15 protein-coding genes, 1 tRNA gene and 4 rRNA genes are annotated in these 24,056 nt (G+C 39.3%); 19 read left to right on the top strand and 1 reads right to left on the bottom strand.

Features of this window, described 5'->3' with window-relative positions; all coding sequences use genetic code 11:
- Positions 1-205 precede the first annotated feature (205 nt).
- The 8 genes from murI (at position 206) to WH390_RS08635 (ending at position 10,363) form a co-directional block, all read left to right on the top strand.
- Positions 206-1,045 (top strand): glutamate racemase, encoded by an 840-nt coding sequence (gene murI / locus WH390_RS08670; RefSeq protein WP_032115842.1) that lies wholly within the window; start codon positions 206-208, stop codon positions 1,043-1,045.
- A gap of 431 nt (positions 1,046-1,476) precedes the next feature.
- Positions 1,477-3,016 (top strand): 16S ribosomal RNA (locus WH390_RS08665).
- 87 nt (positions 3,017-3,103) lie between these two features.
- A tRNA-Glu gene (locus WH390_RS08660) sits at positions 3,104-3,179 on the top strand.
- Positions 3,180-3,554: 375 nt separating this feature from the next.
- A 23S ribosomal RNA gene (locus WH390_RS08655) occupies positions 3,555-6,458 on the top strand.
- Positions 6,459-6,612: 154 nt separating this feature from the next.
- Positions 6,613-6,728: ribosomal RNA gene (gene rrf / locus WH390_RS08650) — 5S ribosomal RNA — on the top strand.
- Between the two features lie 149 nt (positions 6,729-6,877).
- Positions 6,878-6,993 (top strand): 5S ribosomal RNA (rrf, locus tag WH390_RS08645).
- The 16S, 23S and 5S rRNA genes sit together here with 1 tRNA gene alongside, the layout of an rRNA operon.
- A 317-nt stretch (positions 6,994-7,310) precedes the next feature.
- Positions 7,311-8,303, top strand: a complete 993-nt coding sequence (locus WH390_RS08640) for a glycosyltransferase (RefSeq protein ID WP_032115051.1) — start codon at positions 7,311-7,313, stop codon at positions 8,301-8,303.
- A 407-nt stretch (positions 8,304-8,710) separates the two neighbouring features.
- Positions 8,711-10,363 (top strand): Na/Pi cotransporter family protein, encoded by a 1,653-nt coding sequence (locus WH390_RS08635; RefSeq protein WP_032115052.1) that lies wholly within the window; start codon positions 8,711-8,713, stop codon positions 10,361-10,363.
- Between the two features lie 226 nt (positions 10,364-10,589).
- Here the strand turns inward: WH390_RS08635 and rsmC are convergent, their stop codons facing one another.
- Positions 10,590-11,606: a 16S rRNA (guanine(1207)-N(2))-methyltransferase RsmC gene (gene rsmC / locus WH390_RS08630; protein ID WP_032115053.1), complete on the bottom strand. Its 1,017-nt coding sequence runs from the start codon at positions 11,604-11,606 to the stop codon at positions 10,590-10,592.
- 387 nt (positions 11,607-11,993) lie between these two features.
- On the opposite strand from rsmC, the gene WH390_RS08625 reads away from it, so the two are divergent.
- The 11 genes from WH390_RS08625 to deoD all read left to right on the top strand — a co-directional run bounded on the left by WH390_RS08625 (position 11,994) and on the right by deoD (position 24,052).
- Complete coding sequence (locus WH390_RS08625; RefSeq protein ID WP_032115054.1) at positions 11,994-12,404, top strand: DNA polymerase III subunit psi; 411 nt, start codon at positions 11,994-11,996, stop codon at positions 12,402-12,404.
- Entirely contained in the window at positions 12,373-12,837 is a 465-nt protein-coding gene (gene rimI / locus WH390_RS08620; protein WP_032115055.1) for a ribosomal protein S18-alanine N-acetyltransferase, read from the top strand. Before WH390_RS08625 ends, rimI begins: the two co-directional genes overlap by 32 nt.
- Positions 12,838-12,952: 115 nt before the next feature.
- Positions 12,953-14,191: a flagellin lysine-N-methylase gene (gene fliB / locus WH390_RS08615; RefSeq protein WP_032115056.1), complete on the top strand. Its 1,239-nt coding sequence runs from the start codon at positions 12,953-12,955 to the stop codon at positions 14,189-14,191.
- Between the two features lie 303 nt (positions 14,192-14,494).
- On the top strand, positions 14,495-15,379 hold the full coding sequence (locus tag WH390_RS08610; RefSeq protein WP_032115057.1) for a triacylglycerol lipase: 885 nt from the start codon (positions 14,495-14,497) through the stop codon (positions 15,377-15,379).
- 386 nt (positions 15,380-15,765) lie between these two features.
- A complete protein-coding gene (prfC, locus tag WH390_RS08605; RefSeq protein WP_032115058.1) occupies positions 15,766-17,355 on the top strand; it encodes a peptide chain release factor 3 in 1,590 nt (529 codons plus the stop codon).
- Positions 17,356-17,553: 198 nt separating this feature from the next.
- Positions 17,554-18,621: a patatin family protein gene (locus WH390_RS08600; protein WP_052044838.1), complete on the top strand. Its 1,068-nt coding sequence runs from the start codon at positions 17,554-17,556 to the stop codon at positions 18,619-18,621.
- Positions 18,611-19,405, top strand: coding sequence for a TatD family hydrolase (locus WH390_RS08595; protein WP_032115059.1), 795 nt, complete (start codon positions 18,611-18,613; stop codon positions 19,403-19,405). The genes WH390_RS08600 and WH390_RS08595 overlap by 11 nt, the downstream gene beginning before the upstream one ends.
- 247 nt (positions 19,406-19,652) lie before the next feature.
- On the top strand, positions 19,653-20,939 hold the full coding sequence (locus WH390_RS08590; protein ID WP_032115060.1) for a NupC/NupG family nucleoside CNT transporter: 1,287 nt from the start codon (positions 19,653-19,655) through the stop codon (positions 20,937-20,939).
- Between the two features lie 78 nt (positions 20,940-21,017).
- A complete protein-coding gene (gene deoC, locus WH390_RS08585; protein ID WP_032115061.1) occupies positions 21,018-21,797 on the top strand; it encodes a deoxyribose-phosphate aldolase in 780 nt (259 codons plus the stop codon).
- Positions 21,798-22,049: 252 nt separating this feature from the next.
- Positions 22,050-23,273 carry a phosphopentomutase gene (gene deoB / locus WH390_RS08580; RefSeq protein ID WP_032115062.1) on the top strand — a complete coding sequence of 408 codons (1,224 nt, stop codon included), beginning with the start codon at positions 22,050-22,052 and terminating at the stop codon, positions 23,271-23,273.
- Between the two features lie 65 nt (positions 23,274-23,338).
- Positions 23,339-24,052 carry a purine-nucleoside phosphorylase gene (gene deoD, locus WH390_RS08575; protein ID WP_032115063.1) on the top strand — a complete coding sequence of 238 codons (714 nt, stop codon included), beginning with the start codon at positions 23,339-23,341 and terminating at the stop codon, positions 24,050-24,052.
- The last annotated feature ends 4 nt before the right edge of the window (positions 24,053-24,056 follow it).

Raw genomic sequence — 24,056 nt, 5'->3', positions numbered from 1 at the left:
ATAGTAAGAGTCGTAAAGTTTTAGTTCTTCGATATTGGGTGGTAATGCAAAAATAAAAATAGGTTATAATATTGTCTTAAAATCAGCGGACAATTATTACAACAGCACAGGATTCATTCAATCTATTATTACTGTATAATTACTCATGACTATTTTTACTAACAATTCTCTTATCAGCATATTGTTCATTATTGTGATGAAATGAATGAAAAATGAAATAAAAAAAGTAACCTCTGCTCAGTCGAAAACGGCTCGGCCAACTATTCTAATTTTTGATTCTGGTGTTGGTGGGTTATCTGTTTATCGTGAAGTCAGACAGCTATTGCCAGATTTACACTATATTTATGCTTTTGATAATGATGCTTTTCCTTATGGAGAGAAAAGTGCAGAATTTATTATTGAACGTATTATTCGCTTCATCGATCAAATTCAACAAAAACATGCGTTAGCAATAGCAATTATTGCTTGTAATACGGCAAGTACGGTCAGTTTGCCTGTTTTAAGAGCGCATTTCCAATTTCCAATTATTGGGGTTGTTCCCGCAATAAAACCAGCAACTAAATTAACACGTAATGGTGTTATTGGATTATTAGCAACTAAGGTAACGGTTAGTGGAAACTATACTAGAGAACTGATCGATCGATTTGCCGTTGATTGTAAAGTTGAGATGATCGCTTCATCAGAATTAGTCGAATTAGCAGAAAAAAAACTTCATGGTCAGGTAATCTCAAAAGAAGCGTTAGTGCGCATTGTAAAACCATGGTTAAAAATGAAAGAACCCCCTGATACCATTGTACTCGGTTGTACACACTTTCCGTTATTATCGGCAGAACTAAAAGAAGTGCTGCTTGACGGAACCAGACTCATTGATTCAGGCGCTGCAATTGCCAGACGAGCGGTTTGGTTAATCAATAACCATCAAAATTTGATTTTGACAAAAAGTAAAAATATCGCCTATTGCACTAAAATGGATGTTGAAGCTGAAAAGCTTATTCCTGTACTGATAAATGAAGGTTTTAATCGGTTAGAAAAAATTTCTATTTAAGCCGATTTGTTGAAATATAAACCAATTAGACAAATTTTTTTAAATAACGGTTGCCAGCGGCTTAAAAGCGCCTATAATGCGCTCCCACTGGTTGAGAATAAATAATTGGATTTTTAGTCAGTGAAGTGAAAAGAAAAGTAGAAATAACTACTTGACTTTACAGGTGAAAAGCGTAATATACGCCACCTCGCGGCCTAGGTCGCACGCTCTTTAACAATTAATCAGACAATCTGTGTGGGCACTCGCAAGACATCATCAAAAAATATTTGATTTTAAAGTCTTGAAGAGTGACAAAACAGTTAATTCATATATGAACTAATATGCAGTAACGTTATTTTGGACGGCAGCGGCGAAGGTGGTCAAACATCGGCAAAGCGGGTTGAATAAAAGGGCGTTACGGTCAGTAAAACATTCTTTGAGCATCAAGCTTTTAATTGAAGAGTTTGATCATGGCTCAGATTGAACGCTGGCGGCAGGCCTAACACATGCAAGTCGAGCGGCAGCGGAAGGAAGCTTGCTTCCTTGCCGGCGAGCGGCGGACGGGTGAGTAAGGTATGGGGATCTGGCCGAAGGCGGGGGATAACCACTGGAAACGGTGGCTAATACCGCATAATCTCTAAGGAGCAAAGTGGGGGACCGTTCAGGCCTCACACCTTCGGATGAACCCATATGAGATTAGCTAGTAGGTGGGGTAATGGCTCACCTAGGCGACGATCTCTAGCTGGTCTGAGAGGATGATCAGCCACACTGGGACTGAGACACGGCCCAGACTCCTACGGGAGGCAGCAGTGGGGAATATTGCACAATGGGCGCAAGCCTGATGCAGCCATGCCGCGTGTATGAAGAAGGCCTTCGGGTTGTAAAGTACTTTCAGTCGTGAGGAAGGTATTAAGGTTAATAACCTTAGCAATTGACGTTAGCGACAGAAGAAGCACCGGCTAACTCCGTGCCAGCAGCCGCGGTAATACGGAGGGTGCGAGCGTTAATCGGAATTACTGGGCGTAAAGGGCACGCAGGCGGTTAATTAAGTTGGATGTGAAATCCCCGGGCTTAACCTGGGAATGGCATTCAAGACTGGTTAACTAGAGTCTTGTAGAGGGGGGTAGAATTCCATGTGTAGCGGTGAAATGCGTAGAGATGTGGAGGAATACCGGTGGCGAAGGCGGCCCCTGGACAAAGACTGACGCTCATGTGCGAAAGCGTGGGGAGCAAACAGGATTAGATACCCTGGTAGTCCACGCTGTAAACGATGTCGATTTGGAGGTTGTGGTCATGAACTGTGGCCTCCGGAGCTAACGCGTTAAATCGACCGCCTGGGGAGTACGGCCGCAAGGTTAAAACTCAAATGAATTGACGGGGGCCCGCACAAGCGGTGGAGCATGTGGTTTAATTCGATGCAACGCGAAGAACCTTACCTACTCTTGACATCCAGCGAATCCTTTAGAGATAGAGGAGTGCCTTCGGGAACGCTGAGACAGGTGCTGCATTGCTGTCGTCAGCTCGTGTTGTGAAATGTTGGGTTAAGTCCCGCAACGAGCGCAACCCTTATCCTTTGTTGCCAGCGATTCGGTCGGGAACTCAAGGAGACTGCCGGTGATAAACCGGAGGAAGGTGGGGATGACGTCAAGTCATCATGGCCCTTACGAGTAGGGCTACACACGTGCTACAATGGCGTATACAGAGAGAGGCGAGCCAGCGATGGGAAGCGGAACTCAGAAAGTACGTCGAAGTCCGGATTGAGTCTGCAACTCGACTCCATGAAGTCGGAATCGCTAGTAATCGCGGATCAGCATGTCGCGGTGAATACGTTCCCGGGCCTTGTACACACCGCCCGTCACACCATGGGAGTGGGTTGCAAAAGAAGTAGGTAGCTTAACCTTTTGGATGGCGCTTACCACTTTGTGATTCATGACTGGGGTGAAGTCGTAACAAGGTAACCGTAGGGGAACCTGCGGTTGGATCACCTCCTTACCTAGATAGATGGAATGTGAGTGTTCACACAGATTGTCTGATGAAATAGCGCGTCAAGCCAATCTAAGATTGACTAAAGAGCTTGAAGTCCCCTTCGTCTAGAGGCCTAGGACATCGCCCTTTCACGGCGGTAACAGGGGTTCGAATCCCCTAGGGGACGCCACTTTAGTGATTTAGAAAGGTGGTGCATCACGCTTTTAGTGTTGTGCACTGTTTGTGCTTTACGCAATAATGATTAAACCAATTTAGTGAGTTGGTTTACCAATTATGCTCTTTAACAATCTGGAACAAGCTGAAAATTGAAACACACATTATTGAAAAAATAGTGTGGAGAACTCTCAAAACTCCAATTTGAAGTGTTATTCAAATAGGCAGACGAGTAGCATGAGCGAGCAGGGTGAAATTTGCGGCGTAGGCGCGCAGTCAGCGCAGCGTACATAAGTACGTGAGCATGACGAGCACCGCACAACAAAAAATTTCGCACGGCGCAGCCATGACGCTTCTCTATTATTTGATAAGAGACACCTTCGGGTTGTGAGGTTAAGCGAATGAAGCGTACACGGTGGATGCCTAGGCAGTCAGAGGCGATGAAGGACGTGCTAATCTGCGAAAAGCGTCGGTAAGCTGATATGAAGCGTACTAGCCGGCGATGTCCGAATGGGGAAACCCAGTGCATTAATGCACTATCGTTTGATGAATTCATAGTCAAACGAGGCGAACCGGGGGAACTGAAACATCTCAGTACCCCGAGGAAAAGAAATCAACCGAGATTCCCCCAGTAGCGGCGAGCGAACGGGGAGCAGCCCAGAGTCAACATCAATATTTACCGCAGGAGAAGGGTCTGGAAAGGCCGGCAATAAAGGGTGATAGCCCCGTATCTGAAACGGTAAGTGTTGTGAACTCGAAGAGTAGGGCGGGACACGTGTTATCCTGTCTGAATATGGGGGGACCATCCTCCAAGGCTAAATACTCCTGACTGACCGATAGTGAACCAGTACCGTGAGGGAAAGGCGAAAAGAACCCCGGCGAGGGGAGTGAAATAGAACCTGAAACCGTGTACGTACAAGCAGTGGGAGCACCCGAAAGGGTGTGACTGCGTACCTTTTGTATAATGGGTCAGCGACTTATATTCTGTAGCAAGGTTAACCGCATAGGGGAGCCGTAGGGAAACCGAGTCTTAACTGGGCGTTAAGTTGCAGGGTATAGACCCGAAACCCGGTGATCTAGCCATGGGCAGGTTGAAGGTTGGGTAACACTAACTGAAGGACCGAACCGACTAATGTTGAAAAATTAGCGGATGACTTGTGGCTGGGGGTGAAAGGCCAATCAAACCGGGAGATAGCTGGTTCTCCCCGAAAGCTATTTAGGTAGCGCCTCGTGAATTCATCTTCGGGGGTAGAGCACTGTTTCGGCTAGGGGGTCATCCCGACTTACCAACCCGATGCAAACTACGAATACCGAAGAATGTTATCACGGGAGACACACGGCGGGTGCTAACGTCCGTCGTGAAGAGGGAAACAACCCAGACCGCCAGCTAAGGTCCCAAAGTCATGGTTAAGTGGGAAACGAAGTGGGAAGGCTTAGACAGCCAGGATGTTGGCTTAGAAGCAGCCATCATTTAAAGAAAGCGTAATAGCTCACTGGTCGAGTCGGCCTGCGCGGAAGATGTAACGGGGCTAAACCATGCACCGAAGCTGCGGCAGCGACATTTAGATGTTGTTGGGTAGGGGAGCGTTCTGTAAGCCGTAGAAGGTGGACTGAGAGGTCTGCTGGAGGTATCAGAAGTGCGAATGCTGACATAAGTAACGATAAAGCGGGTGAAAAACCCGCTCGCCGAAAGACCAAGGTTTCCTGTCCAACGTTAATCGGGGCAGGGTAAGTCGACCCCTAAGGCGAGGCTGAAAAGCGTAGTCGATGGGAAACGGGTTAATATTCCCGTACTAAGGGTTACTGCGAAGGGGGGACGGAGAAGGCTAGGCTATCCGGGCGACGGTTGTCCCGGTTTAAGCGAGTAGGTGGGTAGTGCAGGCAAATCCGCACTGCTACAACACTGAGACGTGATGACGAGCCACCAAGGTGGTGAAGTAGTTGATGCCCAGCTTCCAGGAAAAGCCTCTAAGCGATAGGTAATCATTAATCGTACCCCAAACCGACACAGGTGGTTAGGTAGAGAATACTCAGGCGCTTGAGAGAACTCGGGTGAAGGAACTAGGCAAAATGGTGCCGTAACTTCGGGAGAAGGCACGCTGGCATTAGGTGAAGGGTCTAGCATCCGGAGCTGAAGCCAGTCGAAGATACCAGCTGGCTGCAACTGTTTATTAAAAACACAGCACTGTGCAAACACGAAAGTGGACGTATACGGTGTGACGCCTGCCCGGTGCTGGAAGGTTAATTGATGGGGTAAGCCGTAAGGCGAAGCTCTTGATCGAAGCCCCAGTAAACGGCGGCCGTAACTATAACGGTCCTAAGGTAGCGAAATTCCTTGTCGGGTAAGTTCCGACCTGCACGAATGGCGTAATGATGGCCAGGCTGTCTCCACCCGAGACTCAGTGAAATTGAACTCGCTGTGAAGATGCAGTGTACCCGCGGCAAGACGGAAAGACCCCGTGAACCTTTACTATAGCTTGACACTGAACATTGAGCCTTGATGTGTAGGATAGGTGGGAGGCTTTGAAGTGTGGACGCCAGTCTGCATGGAGCCAACGTTGAAATACCACCCTTTAATGTTTGATGTTCTAACTTGGGCCCGTAATCCGGGCTGAGGACAGTGTCTGGTGGGTAGTTTGACTGGGGCGGTCTCCTCCCAAAGTGTAACGGAGGAGCACGAAGGTTGGCTAATCACGGTCGGACATCGTGAGGTTAGTGCAAAGGCATAAGCCAGCTTGACTGCGAGCGTGACGGCGCGAGCAGGTACGAAAGTAGGTCTTAGTGATCCGGTGGTTCTGAATGGAAGGGCCATCGCTCAACGGATAAAAGGTACTCCGGGGATAACAGGCTGATACCGCCCAAGAGTTCATATCGACGGCGGTGTTTGGCACCTCGATGTCGGCTCATCACATCCTGGGGCTGAAGTAGGTCCCAAGGGTATGGCTGTTCGCCATTTAAAGTGGTACGCGAGCTGGGTTTAGAACGTCGTGAGACAGTTCGGTCCCTATCTGTCGTGGGCGAAGGAAGATTGAGGGGGGCTGCTCCTAGTACGAGAGGACCGGAGTGGACGCACCACTGGTGTACAGGTTGTCATGCCAATGGCATCGCCTGGTAGCTAAGTGCGGAAGAGATAACCGCTGAAAGCATCTAAGCGGGAAACTTGCCTCAAGATGAGTCTTCCCTGACAGTAATGTCCTATAAGGGGTGTTCGAGACGAGGACGTAGATAGGCTGGGTGTGTAAGCGTAGCGATACGTTGAGCTAACCAGTACTAATGACCCGAGAGGCTTAACCTGACAACACCGAAGGTGTTTTTGGAGAGAGAATTTTAGCTTGTTTTGAGATTGAATCTGGTCGAATTTTGCTGAAGGCCGAGGTGTGTTTGCTACTGAGGTAGGTGAGCAGCCTGTAAGGCAGCGAAATGAGACGGGATAAATAGAAAAGAATTTGTCTGGCGGTAATAGCGCGGTGGTCCCACCTGACCCCATGCCGAACTCAGAAGTGAAATGCCGTAGCGCCGATGGTAGTGTGGGGTCTCCCCATGTGAGAGTAGGGAGCTGCCAGACTTTAATTTAATACTAATGGGAAAGACCATTAGTGAAATGAATCTGCGATAGAACAGTTTGGTTAGTGGTTATTTATCTATACTTTTAATTATTAATATGATGGATAAGCTGCTTAAACGTTCGTTAAAATATAAATAGCAAAGAATTTGCTTAGTAGCTATAGCGCGGTAGCTCCACCTGATCCCATGCCGAACTCAGAAGTGAAATGCCGTAGTGCCGATGGTAGTGTGGGGTCTCCCCATGTGAGAGTAGGGAACTGCTAAGCTTAAAATATTAAGGCCACCTAATTAAGGTGGCTTTTTTTTATCTGAAAAATAGTTATATTCAATATAAAACTTGCATAACAACTTTAATACTAATGCAATTTTTTATATCAATAATAAAAGTGATATTTATATTAATTTTAATAATTTCATTTGTTCATAATTAATTACGCGAATTATCTTGTAATATATTTATTTGATATTAGCGACATTATTATTCTATTTTTTTAACAAAATTGAGCCTATAAACATTTATCTATTGAATATTTGATATAAGATTAAATAACCTCAAAAAAAGGATAATGATTAAGGTAAACATATGTTAGCTGAACCGATGCTAAGTATTGTTGTTGATGTATTTAATGGCGAACCATTCTTACCAAAATTTTTTAATTGTCTTGAACAACAAAAATTAGAAAACTGGGAGCTTATTTTAGTCAATGATGGTTCAACGGATAATAGTGCTTTATTATTAGAGAAATGTATAGAGCGATTTCCGAATACTAAGATTTTACATCAGGAAAATCTCGGCGTGTCTGTCGCACGTAATGTGGGAATGAATATTGCTACAGGTAAATATATAGCCTTTCCTGATATTGACGATAATATTCATTTAGGTATGTATAACCGTTTATTAACGTTGGCAGAATTGGGCAATTTAGATGTTGCGATGTGTAATGGTACTTATGTTTATATGGATGGCTCACCCTCTAAATTAATTTTTCCCTTAAAAAAAGTTCCATCGACAGGCATAATTTCAGGAACTGAATGGTTACAAAAAGGTTTAAGTTCAGGTAAATTTTTGCACGTGACTTGGCTGAATATTTATAAGTTAAGTTTTATTCGTGAACATCAGTATCAGTTTGAGCCGCAACTTCATCATCAAGATATCCCTTGGACAACAGAAATATTACTTAATGCAAAACGCGTTCAGTTTATTAATGAATCTTATTATGATTATTTTATTCATAGTAAATCAGTTTCACATTCATTATGCGGTGATGCTTTACGAGTACGTAAGGTTAATACTTATTTGAAAATTATTGATATGTTAATGGATATATATAAAAAATATCCTAATGCGGTAAATCAAACTCCAGCTTGTTGGTGGCAAATTAGTAAGGAAGGTTTTGGTGTTGTATTGTCTATTCAAGCGATTAAATCGCCAAAAATTAAATATGAGATGGTTAAGCGCTTTTTTGACGAAGGATATTGGCACATTACCTGGCAACATGCGACAACGCTAAAATTAAAATGGCGACTGAGCCGACGTTATTTAAAACTAAAATCGTTACTTAAATACAAAACGTAGTATTATGTAAAAAAAGGCTTTAGTAATGAGAAAATATCATAATGCTCATTATTATTTTAAAATAAATCGATGATCTAGATGTTAAACTTATACCAGAGTTTAGTATTCTTACTCGACAAATGTGATGCATTTAATGGATCAAATAGTTTTTTGCTTTACAATGAAATATTTTATGGATATTAAATAAATTTCCCAAGTAATGAATAATGTTTGCCACTGTTTGTTTAAACAAATAGTGGCAATTTTTTGTATCGGCGTTAAAAGAAAGTTGATATCATTTTTATTAAAAGAGAAAAATAACATTTTTTAATAAAGTCTTTAAATAAAGTGAATAAATAGTTGCAAATGCTAATATAAAAGAGTCAATATGAATATAATTAGTTGTAGACAAATAGCATGGATAATTAATGTTAACATTAATTGAATTATTATCATCAGTGGCTTTATTGGTATGGGGCACATATATTGTCCGAACTGGTATTATGCGAGTTTTCGGTAGCGATTTACGCCGAATATTAGGCAAAAGTATCGGTAAAAAATCGCGCGCATTTTTGGCGGGTATTGGTGTCACTGCTTTAGTACAAAGTAGTAATGCGACGGCATTATTGGTTATTTCTTTTGTGACACAAGGTTTAATTTCTATCACGCCAGCTATGGTTATTATGTTGGGTGCTGACGTCGGTACTGCGATAATGGCCCGGGTGCTAACTTTTGATTTGGCATGGTTATCACCATTGTTAATTTTATTTGGTGTTATTACTTTTCTTAGTCAGAAAAAAAATCGTTCTGGTCAATTAGGGCGAGTTGCGATTGGCCTAGGTCTGATTTTATTAGCTTTAAAGCTTATTGTTGGTTCAGCAACACCAATTACTCATGCATCCGCTATCCAAGCAATTTTTACCTCTTTAAGCGGTGATACCATTTTAGCACTACTAGTTGGTGCGGTATTTGCTATGCTCACCTATTCCAGTCTGGCAGCGGTTTTGTTGACAGCAACATTAAGTGTAGCCGGACTCGTACCGCTTTATATTAGCCTCTCGATTGTTATTGGCTCTAATATCGGTAGTGGTTTATTAGCTATGATAGGTAGTAGCCAGCAAAGCGGATTGGCACGGCAAGTAGCTTTAGGCAGTTTATTATTCAAGCTTATTGGCGCAATAATGATTTTACCCTGGATTAAACCATTAGCTGCCTGGATTGGTCATTATAATTTTAATGCCTCTGAAGTGGTGATCTATTTTCATGTATTTTATAATTTACTGCGTTGTTTAGTAATGCTGCCATTTGTCGAATTCATGTCGCGTTTATGCCAACGTCTTATTCCTATTTCCCCTGTAGAGGCCGAGGTTTTTGCACCTCGTTATTTAGATAAAGCGGCGTTGGAGACACCTTCATTAGCGATTGCCAATGCGGTAAGAGAGACACTACGTATGGGGGATATTGTTGAGCAAATGGTTCAACGTTTGGCTGAAGTTCTAAAAGGCAATAAAATACAGCGGCGTTATATTGCACACCTGGAAGAAGAGATCGATATGCTACATAGTAGTATTAAACTCTATTTGGCTCAAATTCAGCAGAATCAACTAGGGGAAGCTGATTCTCGTCGTTGGGCTGAAATTATTGATACTGCTTTGAATTTACAGCAATCAGCCACCATCATTAATCGTATGGCAACAGAAGTGGTTAAAAAAATATTTGATAAGCAGCATTTTTTCTCCCCTGCCGGTACTAAAGAACTGAATACTCTGATGGAACGATTACAGAATAATTTGAGTTTAGCTATGTCGGTATTTGTATCTGGAGACATAGATAATGCGCGTCGATTACGAAGGGCTAAACATCGATTCCGATTATTAAATCAACGTTATGCTTATGCGCATGTTGAGCGCCTACATAAGCTAAATGTACAAAGTCTCGATACCAGCAACTTACATGTTAGTTTACTTGGGGATATGAAAAGATTAAATTCGCTTTTTTGTGCTATCGCTTATCATGTATTAGAAGATGTAAGTGAAAACCGCGCTGAACAAATTAATCCTGAAAGTGATAAAAATATATAATTAGTTATTCATTAAATAATAATTGAAACACCAATGACAGAGAGATGATTTAAATCGTTATCTTCATCGGACTTTGTAATTTGAAAATGAATTATTTATGCTAAATAAAGTTGCAATTAAATATTGTTACCGACTTCCATTCTCATCTCTCATTCACTTAAAACGAAAGTGGTAACAATGTTATTTAAATAATTAATTATTTTGCTAAAAACTTATCGTATCAGATTTAACGAAATTTGCCGGCTTGATAAACCTTGAATTTACCTGTTTGAGCAAGTATTTCATGGCGACCAAACGCTTTATCTAACCAATCTGGATAAGGTAAGAAGGCATTGGCAACCATTCTAAATTTTCCACCTGGTTTTAGATGATTTGATGCTTGTTTGATGATTGTTTCAGCGGCTGAATAATCCGTTTTTAATCCATCATGAAACGGCGGGTTGCAAATTATCCAGTCGTAACTATCTTCAATCGCAGAGTAGATATCACTTGCTATAACATTGCCAGTTAAGCCATTTATTTTTATGGTTTCAATAGAAGATGTGACTGCCGCAGCATGAGTATCGCAGAGAGTTAATTTTATGCTAGGGTTTCTCTTGCCAATAACCGTTGCAAGCACACCGGAGCCGGATGCGATATCTAATAATTTACCCTTGATAGGTTTATCAAATGTAGAAAGAAGTAGTTGACTACCGGCATCCAGCGCTTGTTGACTAAATACGCCAGGTAGGGTTTTGATAGTTATATCAGCGACTTTATAGATATTCCACCAATCATTTAAATGAAAGTGTGGTTGTTTTTCTAGCTGGCAATAATAGAGACTACAACGCCGTGCTGCATCAATTTTGCGTACACTGCCTATTTCTTCTAGAATTTTATTGGCGCTATTTACACCACTACGATTTTCACCAACAATAAAAATATCACTACCTACTGGTAAAACTGAGCAAATATTGTGTAGTTGAAAATGGGCTTCTTGCTTGTTTTTAGGCCAAAAATAGATCAGTGTATTAAATTGTCTCGCCACTGTTTTTTCAAGCGTTAAGTCATAATGGGCTTTTTCGCCTAGCGCTTTGTTAAATGATAACCAGTAGTGATATTGATTAGTTAAAATATGTAAAATTTCAGCGCTCATTTCAGCGCTAATATTATCTTGTAAGTTACCAGCGATTAAAACACGACGGCCGATAAAGTATTCATCATGGCGTAAAATCACTTCACTAGCGGGCGTCAGTGAAGACATAAATGTTGGCTCCTGTATTAGATTAGGTTTCCTTTTATCAACTATAAAAGGAAAATATTCGCCGTAAGCGTAAAAATATCGCTCATAGGATCGTAAATTTTGATAAATTTGTGAGATATGAACTTATTATCCGCGATTGTATCACTTTTATTAGATTTCAATCCAATGGTTACTTGTTATCTACTATTTAGTGATCATATTGTTTCTTGATAACTTAATAATTTGTCTATTTACCCTATTTATTTGCAGTTTAGATTCAACAAATAAATATAGTTAGAGAGAAAGAGTAATTGTGTTTATATTGCTAGGTTTTGCAATGTTATTATTTTGATTTATATAACTCGGTTTGATATGGTGGCTTGGTATATATTGTGGTGGAGTAGTTTGATGACGATTAGAGATCAATTACTAAAGCAGATGGGAATTGTGCAATGGACATTACGCGATCCTGCGCTACTGCGTGGTGAACATGCAGTGTGTATTCCTGACACTACCCAATTAATTATCATCGCTGATGAACGCATTGATTTAGGTAACCTTTTTGTCAAAGATATTTTACGAGCGATGATGATAGACAGTCGTCAGGTATGCTGTTTATTAACTAAAGAGGTATCGCTGTTACCAAAAGAAATTCTTTGGCCTTGCTGGATCATAGGCAAACAATTACCTGTTAGTTCAAAAACATGGGTCATTCATACTTTACCATTGCCAGAAATTTATTCTGATCCTCAATCAAAACGCGCTTTGTGGGCGCAAATATGCCAGCATGAAAATAATTTCGAATTTAGAACAAACTGATTTAGTCTCTGCTTTTGCTATTGAAAACATCAGTCATGCTTTTCCGTGGAGTGAAAAGGTATTCTACAGTAATCAAGGAAAGCAATATATTAATTTAAAAATCAGTCTTGAAAATCAATTGGTTGGTTTCGTCATCACACAATATTTGCTCGATGAGGCAACCCTCTTTAATATTGCTATTCATCCTGATTATCAAGGACAAGGTTATGGTGAGTGTTTACTACGCTATTTGATCGAACATTTGGCAACCAAAAATATCAAAACTTTGTGGTTGGAAGTCCGGCAATCAAATCTTGCGGCAATTCAGCTATATGAAAAACTGGGTTTTCATATTGTCACAGTAAGAAAAAATTATTATCCGGCGGCAAAAAAACGTGAAGATGCAGTGGTTATGGCGTTAACTATTTTGCCTGATAGTATGCCTGCCTTATAAATTTAAATACTTAATTAAGATAAAAAAAATAGTTTATATTCGATAATAGTACCATTGATAGGCGCTATTGAGTGGTAATTTGTGTACCAATATTCGCTTAATAGGCCTATTTGTAATGAAACAACATAGAGAAATTATCCCGCTTTTTTATAAAAAATTTAAATGTATAGGTGATCAGTGTTTGTCTCATTGTTGTCGTGGTTGGACGATTAACATTGATAAGAAGACTTATAAAAAATATAAAACTGCCCATCAAATTGAGATCAAAGAGATCACTGATAAACATCTGATCAAATATCCTAAAGGTAGTGGTACTAAAAAGTACTCTTTTATTGCACTTGATAAAGATGACAAATGTCCATTTTTTGGTGGTGACAAATTGTGTCGGATTTACAAAACGTTAGGACCTAGCGCATTGAGTTACACTTGCCAGACTTATCCGAGATTAAAAACGCAATTTGATGGTTATACGCAACATTCGTTGAGTTTTTCTTGCCCAGAGGTAGTTCGTTTAGTGTTATTTCAGCCGGATTCGATGAAATATGAAGAGAACACGGTGATTGAAAAAGTTAGAATTACTGAAAAGCGAGTTATTGATCAAAGTAGAGTAATGACGCAAGAGCATCAAATTATACAGCTATTTTGTAGTCATTTAATTATGGCTGAAAGTCCTTTTATTGAAGATAATCTTTATGCGCTTACGCAGTTTATTGTGTTTTTACAATCAATTGATTATCAAATAGAAGCAAATTATTCAAAAGTTGAAAATATATTTATGTCATTAGTGGAAGGATTAATTAATGGAGAAATATATCAACAGAGAAAACAGCTAACATCTTCAGTGGGGCATCAATTAAAGTTTTCTTTATTATTGATTATGTCACGTTTTTTTACTACCACCGCTCGCTCTAAACATTATTTATTACCCGCTTTTAGCAAAACTATGCATTTTTTTGATTTAGAGTCAGAATCGCTAAATGAAAATATGGCGGTTAATTGGGAAAAACTGGATAGTGAATGGCAAAAAATTCTATCAACTAGTTGCTTAGCTGAACCATATGTATTAAAGAACTATTTTCTTTATCGAATATATAATGAAAAATTTGGCTTATATAATTTAAAAAAGAGTTTACGATCACTTTACTATTATATTGTTGATTATTTTTATATTAAAACATTATTGTCTGTCCAGTCAGCTTATGATATTGAGGTGTCAATGGAGAGTATTCAATTAATGTTTTGTCATTATTCGACCGTAACTCAGCATACTTTTAATTTACACCTACAGCTTGATGAGTTAATTGATAAACTTAATTATGGTGATGATTTATCTTGTTTGCTGTTATTAAATTAATTACCTTTTTTAGAAGAATTTTTTCAATGCCATCTTAAATTGATGGCATTTTTATATTATTTCATATTTTTATTAGGTAATGATTACATTTATATTATTCACTTTTATAAATAATATTAACTTATCAAATATTAATTTAAATTTTTATACCAGTGAGTTTAAGTTGCTTGTTATATAATATTATTTAGCTTACCTTTTATCAGCATAAATTGTCTAATGTGATAATCCTATTTTGTAATTAATTATTTTTATAAAGTATTAGAATCTATTTTTAATATTAAATTACCTTAATAAGGAGAGATTATGTCGACGAAATATCCTATTATTTTAGTTCATGGATTCTTTGGTTTCGATAGAATAGCTGGCTATCCATATTTTTTTTCTATTGAAAGTCGATTGCAAGAACAAGGTTATAATGTATATATACCTACGTTGTCTGGAGCTAATTCAAATGAAGTAAATGGAGAGCAACTTTGGGAATTCATCGATGAGATCAAAAGAAAAGCAGGCTGTGAAAAAGTCAACTTGATTGCTCATAGTCAAGGGGCTTTATATGCACGTTATGTTGCTGCAAATTATCCAGCCAGTATTGCTTCAGTAACAACAATGAATGGAGTCAATTATGGTTCTGAAATCGCTGATCTGCTTAGAAAAATTTTGCTACCAGGCATGTTAGCAGAAAGATTAGTTACTACTACTGCTGAAGTGTTTTTCAAATTTATTTCTCTTTTGTCATCGGGTACATTGAAACCGCAAGACGGTGTCAAGGCATTAGAATCATTGACGACAAAAGTGGTCAATGAATTTAATAAAAAATATCCGCAAGGTTTGCCAACAGAATGGGGAGGGGAAGGTGATGAGGTTGTTAATGGCGTGTATTACTATTCATACGATAGTTTTATTAAAAATTCATTGCTTGATATAGGAATAAATATGTTTGATATTTCTCATCTACCATTGCGACAGTTGAATAAACTTTTTGTAAAAGAAAAAGAAAAAGAAAAAGAAAAAGAAAATGATGGGCTTGTAGGACGTTATAGTATGCGGTTAGGTAAATTAATCCGTGATGATTATAATATGGATCATTTTGATATCGTTAATCAAATTGCTGGATTTGTTTCAAATAAATATGATGTCCCTCAAATTTATGTCAATCATGCACAAATATTAGCAAAAAGAGGCTTATAAAATAAAATAGTAAAGAACACCATTTGGTAATAATATTAATCGATTATTTATTAAAATTATTCTTAATAGCTATTAATCATATGTATTATAAGAATAATATGTTAATATCTGACATATTATGTAAAAAATTTTCATTTAATCGTCTTGTTTATTCTAATAAATATTTTAATTAGTGACTTTAATATAATCAGTAATAGATTTTCTGATTTAATTAAATAATCTATATTTAGTTAAAAACAATTTTCTTTACTTTTTTTATATTTAATTTTATCGGCTAACTAAAAAATATTTTTTAATGAGTTAGTAATTGTTTTCAAAATGGCTTTGTCAGTGTAGAATTTTTGCCAATTGTTTATACATCATGTTGTGTATGTTGGGTAGTTATAATGAAAGAGAATAATTTTTGTCAGAAAATAGCGCGGCGCAGAACCTTTGCTATCATTTCTCACCCTGATGCAGGGAAAACCACGATCACAGAAAAAGTACTGTTGTTTGGCCAAGCTATTCAAAAAGCGGGCACAGTGAAGGGGCGTGGTTCGAATCAACATGCAAAATCTGACTGGATGGAAATGGAAAAACAGCGCGGGATCTCGATTACCACTTCGGTAATGCAATTTCCTTACCAAAATTGCTTGATTAATTTGCTTGATACCCCAGGGCATGAGGATTTTTCGGAAGATACTTATCGGACCTTAACGGCGGTCGATTGCTGTTTGATGGTGATTGATGCAGCTAAAGGCGTTGAAGATCGTACGCGTAAATTGATGGAAGTAACACGGTTACGTGATACACCTATTTTAACCTTTATGAATAAATTGGATCGCGATATTCGCGATCCAATGGAATTAATGGATGAGATTGAAAGTGAATTGAGTATCGCTTGTAGCCCGATTACCTGGCCAATTGGTTGTGGCAAGTTATTTAAAGGGGTTTATCATCTTTATCGTGATGAAACTATTTTATACCAGAGTGGGCAAGGGCATGCTATTCAAGACGTTGTTGTTATTAAAGGATTAAATAATACCGAATTGGACAAAGTTATTGGAGACGATTTTGCTGCTCAGCTACGAGAAGAGCTTGAACTAGTAAAGGGTGCTTCTCATGAATTCAATTTAGACGCATTTTTACAAGGCAAGTTAACACCCGTCTTTTTTGGCACCGCTTTAGGTAACTTTGGTGTTGATCATATGTTAGATGGTTTGGTCAATTGGGCGCCAACTCCTATGCCTCGGCAGGCTGATAGTCGTATCGTTAATGCCGAGGAAGAGAAATTTTCTGGTTTTGTGTTCAAAATACAAGCCAATATGGATCCCAAACATCGTGATCGGGTGGCTTTTTTGCGGATTGTGTCAGGTTGTTATCAAAAGGGTATGAAACTTTATCAGGTACGAAATAAAAAAGAGGTGGTTATTTCAGATGCGCTTACTTTTATGGCCGGTGATCGTTCCCATGTTGAAGAAGCGTTTCCAGGTGATATCATTGGCTTGCATAATCATGGCACTATTCAGATTGGTGATACCTTTACCCAGGGAGAAGTGTTAAAATTTACCGGTATTCCTAATTTTGCGCCTGAACTATTCAAACGCATCCGTTTACGTGATCCGTTAAAGCAGAAACAGTTACTTAAAGGATTGGTTCAGTTATCCGAAGAGGGGGCGGTTCAGGTATTTCGTCCTTTGGCCAATAATGATCTTATTGTTGGTGCTGTTGGTGTGCTTCAGTTTGATGTGGTGGTAGCGCGCTTGAAGAGTGAATATAATGTTGAAGCTATTTATGAGCCAGTAAATGTGTCAACCGCACGTTGGATCGAATGTGATGACGTAAAAAAATTAGAAGAGTTCAAACGTAAAAATGAACAAAACCTGGCTTTAGATGGTGGCGATAACCTCAGTTATATTGCCCCAACGATGGTAAATCTTAATCTAACCCGCGAACGCTACCCTGAAATTCGGTTCTGCAAAACGCGAGAGCATTAATTTATGGCATATTGATTTTTTATTACATTACCCTCACTTGTTATTAGTGGGGGTATGACTATTTTTTAATTGCTGTATTTATTGGTTTCTCCCAAATTTTTAAGCCGCTAAAAATCTCACTATTAAACCCAATAGTAGATTTTGAATAGCAGATTGTATTTAGAGGGTCTACTATCAGTTTTAAGGGGGGAAAGCAATATGGGAAGACATATATCAGTCACATTGGGTAATATTGAGCCTTTAGCCTTCGAGGATAATGCATTTGACCTCGGTAAAATAGCATTAGTCTGTGAGGGGGGTGGACAGCGTGGTATTTTTACCGCCGGTGTATTGGATGAATTTCTCCGTGTTGGTTTCAACCCATTTAACATCATGATAGGGACATCGGCAGGCGCACAAAATTTATCGGCCTATCTTTGTCAACAGCGTGGTTATGCCCGTAAGGTGATCACTGATTATACCACTAAATCTCAATTTTTTAATCCACTACGTTTTATTCGTGGTGGCCATATGATTAATTTAGATTGGCTAATTGATATTACCTCCCGTGAATTACCCCTTGATTTCTCTACTGGATTGTCTTACTTAGACAGCGGGCGTCAATTTTTAATCAGTGCATGTCGCTACGAGGATTTTAGTCCGGTTTATTTTCAACCAACACAAGATAGTTGGCTAGATATTATTCGGGCGTCAAGTGCTATCCCCGGCTTTTATCGCCAGGGAGCAGTATTTAATGGGGAGCTTTATCATGATGGTGGTATAACGGCTTCAATTCCTGTTGAAGAAGCTTATCGTCGTGGGGCAAAAACAATTGTGGTAATTAGAACGGTTCCTTCGGGAATTTATTATACATCTGAATGGTTAAAGAGGATGACTCGCTGGTTGGAACACCGCAATATACGGCGGATGGCTAAGATGATAAAAGTACATATTAAAAGCTATCAACAGACACAAAAATTTATTGCTGCGCCACCACCAGGTATCCAAATTTTTGAAATTTATCCACCGAAACCTTTAATGAGTTGTGCATTAGGTAGCCGTGCTTCAACCTTAGAGACTGATTATCATATTGGTCGTCAATGTGGCAGCTATTTTTTAACTAGTTTAAAACACTATTTTTCTAATGATAATTTAGCATCTTACCCGTATTCTATTGAAAATAATCAGGTTGCTAATCCGGCATCTTTGTCTGCGGAGATAATTTCGAATCAACAAGATGAAGAACCAAAATCAGGTGATGAAGGATTAGCCATTGATGTTCGTTGACACCCATTGTCATTTTGATTTTCCTCCTTTTATCCATGATATTGAAGATAGCTTTTCGCGCGCGGTGAAAGCTGGCGTGACTGATATCATTGTCCCGACGGTTGGTATTGAGAATTTTGAGCGAGTATATTCACTGGCACAACAATATCCGCATTTATATGCTGCATTGGGTTTTCATCCTTTGTATATTGCAGATTTTTTACCTGATCATTTTGCTAAATTAGTGGCATTATTGCAGCAAAACAGCAATAAATGTGTTGCTATTGGTGAAATAGGTTTAGATTATTTTGTTACTAATGCTGCGGTTAAGCAACAACAAGCATTGCTGATCCAGCAATTACAGCTGGCTAAACAGTATGATTTACCGGTTATTCTTCATTCGCGTAAAAGTCATGATCAACTAGCTGCTTTATTAAGACGATTTGACGTGCCGAAAAAGGGAGTAATTCATGGATTTGCTGGCAGTTTGTCGCAAGCTAATGCTTTTATCCGTTTAGGTTATTTTATCGGTATTGGTGGCGTTATCACCTATCAACGGGCTAAGAAAACCAGAGCAGTAGCTGCGCAATTGCCGCTGTCGTCATTAGTACTTGAAACTGATGCCCCTGATATGCCATTAGCTGGATTTCAGGGGCAGGTTAATCGTCCTGAAAGAATAGGTTTGGTATTTGAGGCACTATGTAACCTTCGGCAAGAGTCAGCAGAGGAAATTGCAACACAGCTTTATAACAATAGCTTGCAACTCTTTAATATTAAAAAAGAGCAGACTAATATGGCTAAATAATCATACCAATAAGTTATTTAATTATAATTATGGTATTTTTTAGATAATTTTTGCCGGCAATATCGCTTTTCGTAAGTGATATGTGTCGCAAAATTTATTTTTTCGTGATTTTTCGTTATGATTATTTGTGATACCGACTGTCAGTTATTAATGCGAAATCGTTATAATGTCTGCGCATTAAACTGGCAGTTTATTTTTTAAACTATATAAATTTTCATTTGTTATATAATACACAGGGATATTATTCATGCAACTCATTATGAGCCTGCTAGGGATGGTAGTATTGATTTTCATCGCTATCATTTTTTCCAGTAACCGTCGGGCAATTAAATTCCGTACCGTATTTGGTGCTTTTGTTATTCAAATTGCAATTGGCGCATTTGTTCTTTATATCCCTGCCGGTCGCCGCACTTTGGAAACTGTATCAGATGCAGTCTCTAGTGTGATTGGTTATGGACAAGTTGGCATGGATTTTGTCTTTGGTGGTTTAGTCTCTAATAAAATGTTTGAACTGTTTGGCGGTGGTGGTTTTATTTTTGCCTTACGTGTCTTACCGGTCATTGTTTTCTTCTCGTCATTGATAGCCGTACTTTATTATCTTGGTATTATGCAGTTTTTTATCAAAATCTTAGGTGGACTTTTGCAATGGATATTAGGCACCTCACGTACTGAGTCACTATCAGCGACCGCTAATATTTTTGTCGGTCATACAGAGGCGCCTTTGGTTGTCAGACCCTATATTGCCACCATGACAAACTCTGAGTTATTTGCTGTTATGTGTGGTGGATTGGCTTCGGTTGCTGGCTCGGTATTGGCTGGCTATGCGCAAATGGGGGTGCCAATGGAATATCTGATCGCAGCATCTTTTATGGCAGCACCAGGAGGATTGTTATTTGCCAAATTGATGGTACCGGAGACAGAGAAAACTCACGATGCAGTGAATATGGTCAGTGTGGCGAGCGGCGAAGAACGCCCAGTTAACATTATTGATGCTGCCGCCACTGGCGCTTCTTCCGGCATGCAACTCGCTCTAAATGTCGGTGCGATGTTGCTGGCATTTGTTGCATTGATAGCGTTACTTAACGGTATTTTGTCGGTGATTGGTGGCTGGATCCATATACCAGGCTTATCATTAGAATTGATCTTAGGCTGGATCTTTGCACCAATTGCCTATTTGATTGGTATACCCTGGCATGAAGCGACAATTGCCGGTTCTTTTATTGGGCAAAAGTTAGTGGTCAATGAATTTGTTGCTTATATGAATTTTGGCGAATACTTAAAACCTGATAGTGAAGTTATTGCCGCCGGTAAGCAAGTACTTTCTGAACATACTAAAGCCATAATCTCTTTTGCATTGTGTGGTTTTGCTAATTTAGCGTCAGTAGCCATATTACTGGGTGGTTTAGGTGGAATTGCCCCGAACCGTCGTAAAGATGTTGCTCGATTAGGTTTGAAAGCGGTATTAGCCGGTTCATTATCTAATTTGATGAGTGCCACTATTGCTGGCTTCTTTTTATCGTTAGCGACTATGTAACTTAATCTGCTTGGTATATTAAACATTGAACGATTGTTTAATCGCTAAAGCAATAATGTCAGTAGCTTTGAGAATTATATGATGGAATTAAAACTTGCTGCACAACGCGCATTAAATTTGATGGATTTAACTCTGCTAAATGATGACGATACTGATGAAAAAGTGAAGATTTTATGCCATCAAGCCAAGACTGAACAAGGAAATACTGCCGCGATATGTATTTATCCTCGCTTTATTCCATTAGCACGTAAAATGCTAACCGAACAAAAAACCCCGAATATTCGCATTGCCACGGTAACTAATTTTCCATTTGGTGGTTATGATGTTGCGATTGCTACAGCTGAAACACAAGCTGCTATTGCTTATGGGGCAGACGAAGTTGATGTTGTTTTTCCCTATCGAGCATTAATAACTGGTAATAAGCAAATTGGTTTTGACCTGGTTAAAGCGTGTAAAGAAGTTTGTCTACCGAGAGGTGTCTTACTGAAAGTTATTATTGAAGCCGGTGAATTAAAACAGCCTGATCTTATTCGACAGGCAGCAGAAATTGCTATTGCTGCCGGCGCTGATTTTGTTAAGACATCAACGGGTAAGGTTGCGATAAATGCCACCCTAGAGAATGTTGAAATTATACTTAAAGTTATTCGAGATATGGACGTTGCTAGTCAGGTAGGTTGTAAGGTGGCAGGTGGCGTTCGTACGGTAGAAGAAGCTGCCCAATATCTGGTTTTAGCCGATCGAATCATGGGAAAAGAATGGGTAAATATTCGTCATTTTCGTTTTGGGGCGTCAAGCTTATTGTCTAGTCTATTGAATACATTAGGATGCCCAATAGATAATTTTACTGGCGACTATTAATTTTTATTGATCTTTTTATGCACTGTTTCAGTAATTATTGGCTGGCAGAAAAATGAAAATGTCTATTTTAATAATCGATGAAAATGATTGTTAATAAATGATCGTTAATAAAAGAAGTTTTTAGATAATAGCATCGATTAGTATTTTGTATTTATTGACGATAGTAAATAGTTATTATGAGCTCGAATTATGGAATGCGTTATTTTTTGTTTAATAATGGATTAATTGAATTTGGACTAACCAAGGGTAGTTATGAAACGTGTATTCATTATGGTGCTTGATTCTTTTGGTATTGGCGCTACGCCGGATGCGGATAGATATGGTGATGCTGGGGCGAATACTTTAGGCCATATTGCGACCGCTTGTGCGCAAGGGAAGGCTGATAAGGGTCGTAAAGGTAAACTCTTTTTGCCCAATTTATCGCGTTTAGGGTTAGCAAAAGCCGCTGAGGGGTCATCAGGAACATTTCCAATCGGCCTGGATGAAGACGCTGAGATTATCGGTGCTTATGGTTATGCGAGTGAGTTATCTTCCGGCAAAGATACCCCATCAGGTCATTGGGAGATCGCCGGGGTACCGGTTTTATTTGAATGGGGATATTTTAAACAGCAAAAAAATAGTTTTCCGCAACGATTATTGGATATGTTAGTTGAAGCGGCTAATTTGCCCGGTTATCTGGGAAATTGTCACTCGTCAGGCACGGTGATCTTGGATCAATTAGGTGAAGAGCATATGAAAACAGGTAAACCTATTTTCTATACTTCAGCCGATTCAGTCTTTCAGATAGCATGTCATGAAGAGACTTTTGGGGTTAAAAATCTTTATCAGCTTTGTGAAATAGCGAGAAAGACGCTAGATGAAGGTGCTTATAATATTGGACGTGTTATTGCTCGTCCTTTTATCGGCAATAAAGCTGGCTGTTTTCAGCGTACCGGTAATCGTCGAGATTATTCAGTTGAACCACCTGCACCAACCATCCTACAAAAACTGGTTGAAGAAAAAGCCGGCCAGGTGGTTTCAATTGGCAAAATTGCAGATATTTATGCCAATGTCGGCATTACTAAGCAAGTGAAAGCAACCGGTATTGAAGCGCTATTTGCGGCAAGCCTTGAGGAGATCAAAAAAGCGGCCGACAATACCATTGTGTTTACTAATTTTGTTGATTTTGATTCTTCATATGGACATCGTCGTGATGTTGCGGGTTATGCGGCAGGACTAGAGTTATTTGATAGTCTTTTACCTGAAATGCTGGCATTAATTGAGAATGAGGATGTTTTGATTATTACCGCAGATCATGGTTGTGACCCGACCTGGCTAGGAACTGATCATACGCGGGAAAATATTCCTATTTTAATTTATGGTCCGAAAGTAAAACCTGGGGCACTAGGTCATCGACAGACCTTTGCTGATATTGGTCAAACCGTTGCGCAATACTTTGGTTTATCGCCAATGGCATATGGCAAAACGCTATTTTAAGTATGATGGGAAATATTTGTTCATATTCCCGATTTTATCGATAAGTAATAAAAGGAAATTTATTTATGGCCACCCCACATATTAATGCTGAGATGGGCGATTTTGCGGAAGTTATGCTGATGCCAGGCGATCCTCTACGCGCAAAACATATTGCAGAAAATTATTTGACCGACAGCCGTCAGGTAAATGATGTTCGTGGTATGTTAGGTTTTACTGGTAATTATCAAGGTCGTAGCATTTCTGTGATGGGGCATGGTATGGGGATCCCTTCCTGTTCAATTTACATGAAAGAGCTAATTACTGACTTTGGTGTTAAAACAATAATACGAGTAGGATCCTGTGGTGCTATTAGCCATCAAGTAAAGTTACGCGATATTATTATCGGCCTGGGAGCATGCACCGATTCTAAAGTTAATCGACTAAAATTTGATGATAATGATTTTGCGGCTATTGCGGATTATCAGCTGGTTCATAATGCTGTAACTGCGGCTAAAGCAAAGAATCTCGACGTTCTGGTAGGTAATATTTTTTCTACTGATCTTTTTTATACGCCTCAAATGCAATTGTTTGATACAATGGAAAAATATGGCATTTTGGGGGTGGAAATGGAAGCTGCTGGTATGTATAGCATTGCGGCGGAATATGGTGTCAAAGCACTAACTATTTGTACGGTTTCTGATCATATTCGTCGAGGCGAAAAGACAACTTCAGCAGAACGGCAAACGACATTTAATGAGATGGTTGAAATTGCGTTAGAATCAGTATTATTACTGGATTAAAAAT

The sequence above is a fragment of the Candidatus Arsenophonus nilaparvatae genome (assembly GCF_045346035.1).
GTDB lineage: Bacteria > Pseudomonadota > Gammaproteobacteria > Enterobacterales > Enterobacteriaceae > Arsenophonus > Arsenophonus nilaparvatae.
The sequence above is the reverse complement of the archived record's forward strand: the minus strand, read 5'-3'. Positions and strand labels throughout refer to the sequence as shown.

Bases quoted from the DNA above. Each gene is read 5' to 3' on its own strand.
- murI (WP_032115842.1), top strand. From the start codon at position 206: ATGAAAAATGAAATAAAAAAAGTAACCTCTGCTCAGTCGAAAACGGCT.
- WH390_RS08640 (WP_032115051.1), top strand. From the start codon at position 7,311: ATGTTAGCTGAACCGATGCTAAGTATTGTTGTTGATGTATTTAATGGC.
- WH390_RS08635 (WP_032115052.1), top strand. From the start codon at position 8,711: ATGTTAACATTAATTGAATTATTATCATCAGTGGCTTTATTGGTATGG.
- rsmC (WP_032115053.1), bottom strand. From the start codon at position 11,606: ATGTCTTCACTGACGCCCGCTAGTGAAGTGATTTTACGCCATGATGAA.
- WH390_RS08625 (WP_032115054.1), top strand. From the start codon at position 11,994: ATGACGATTAGAGATCAATTACTAAAGCAGATGGGAATTGTGCAATGG.
- rimI (WP_032115055.1), top strand. From the start codon at position 12,373: ATGAAAATAATTTCGAATTTAGAACAAACTGATTTAGTCTCTGCTTTT.
- fliB (WP_032115056.1), top strand. From the start codon at position 12,953: ATGAAACAACATAGAGAAATTATCCCGCTTTTTTATAAAAAATTTAAA.
- WH390_RS08610 (WP_032115057.1), top strand. From the start codon at position 14,495: ATGTCGACGAAATATCCTATTATTTTAGTTCATGGATTCTTTGGTTTC.
- prfC (WP_032115058.1), top strand. From the start codon at position 15,766: ATGAAAGAGAATAATTTTTGTCAGAAAATAGCGCGGCGCAGAACCTTT.
- WH390_RS08600 (WP_052044838.1), top strand. From the start codon at position 17,554: ATGGGAAGACATATATCAGTCACATTGGGTAATATTGAGCCTTTAGCC.
- WH390_RS08595 (WP_032115059.1), top strand. From the start codon at position 18,611: ATGTTCGTTGACACCCATTGTCATTTTGATTTTCCTCCTTTTATCCAT.
- WH390_RS08590 (WP_032115060.1), top strand. From the start codon at position 19,653: ATGCAACTCATTATGAGCCTGCTAGGGATGGTAGTATTGATTTTCATC.
- deoC (WP_032115061.1), top strand. From the start codon at position 21,018: ATGATGGAATTAAAACTTGCTGCACAACGCGCATTAAATTTGATGGAT.
- deoB (WP_032115062.1), top strand. From the start codon at position 22,050: ATGAAACGTGTATTCATTATGGTGCTTGATTCTTTTGGTATTGGCGCT.
- deoD (WP_032115063.1), top strand. From the start codon at position 23,339: ATGGCCACCCCACATATTAATGCTGAGATGGGCGATTTTGCGGAAGTT.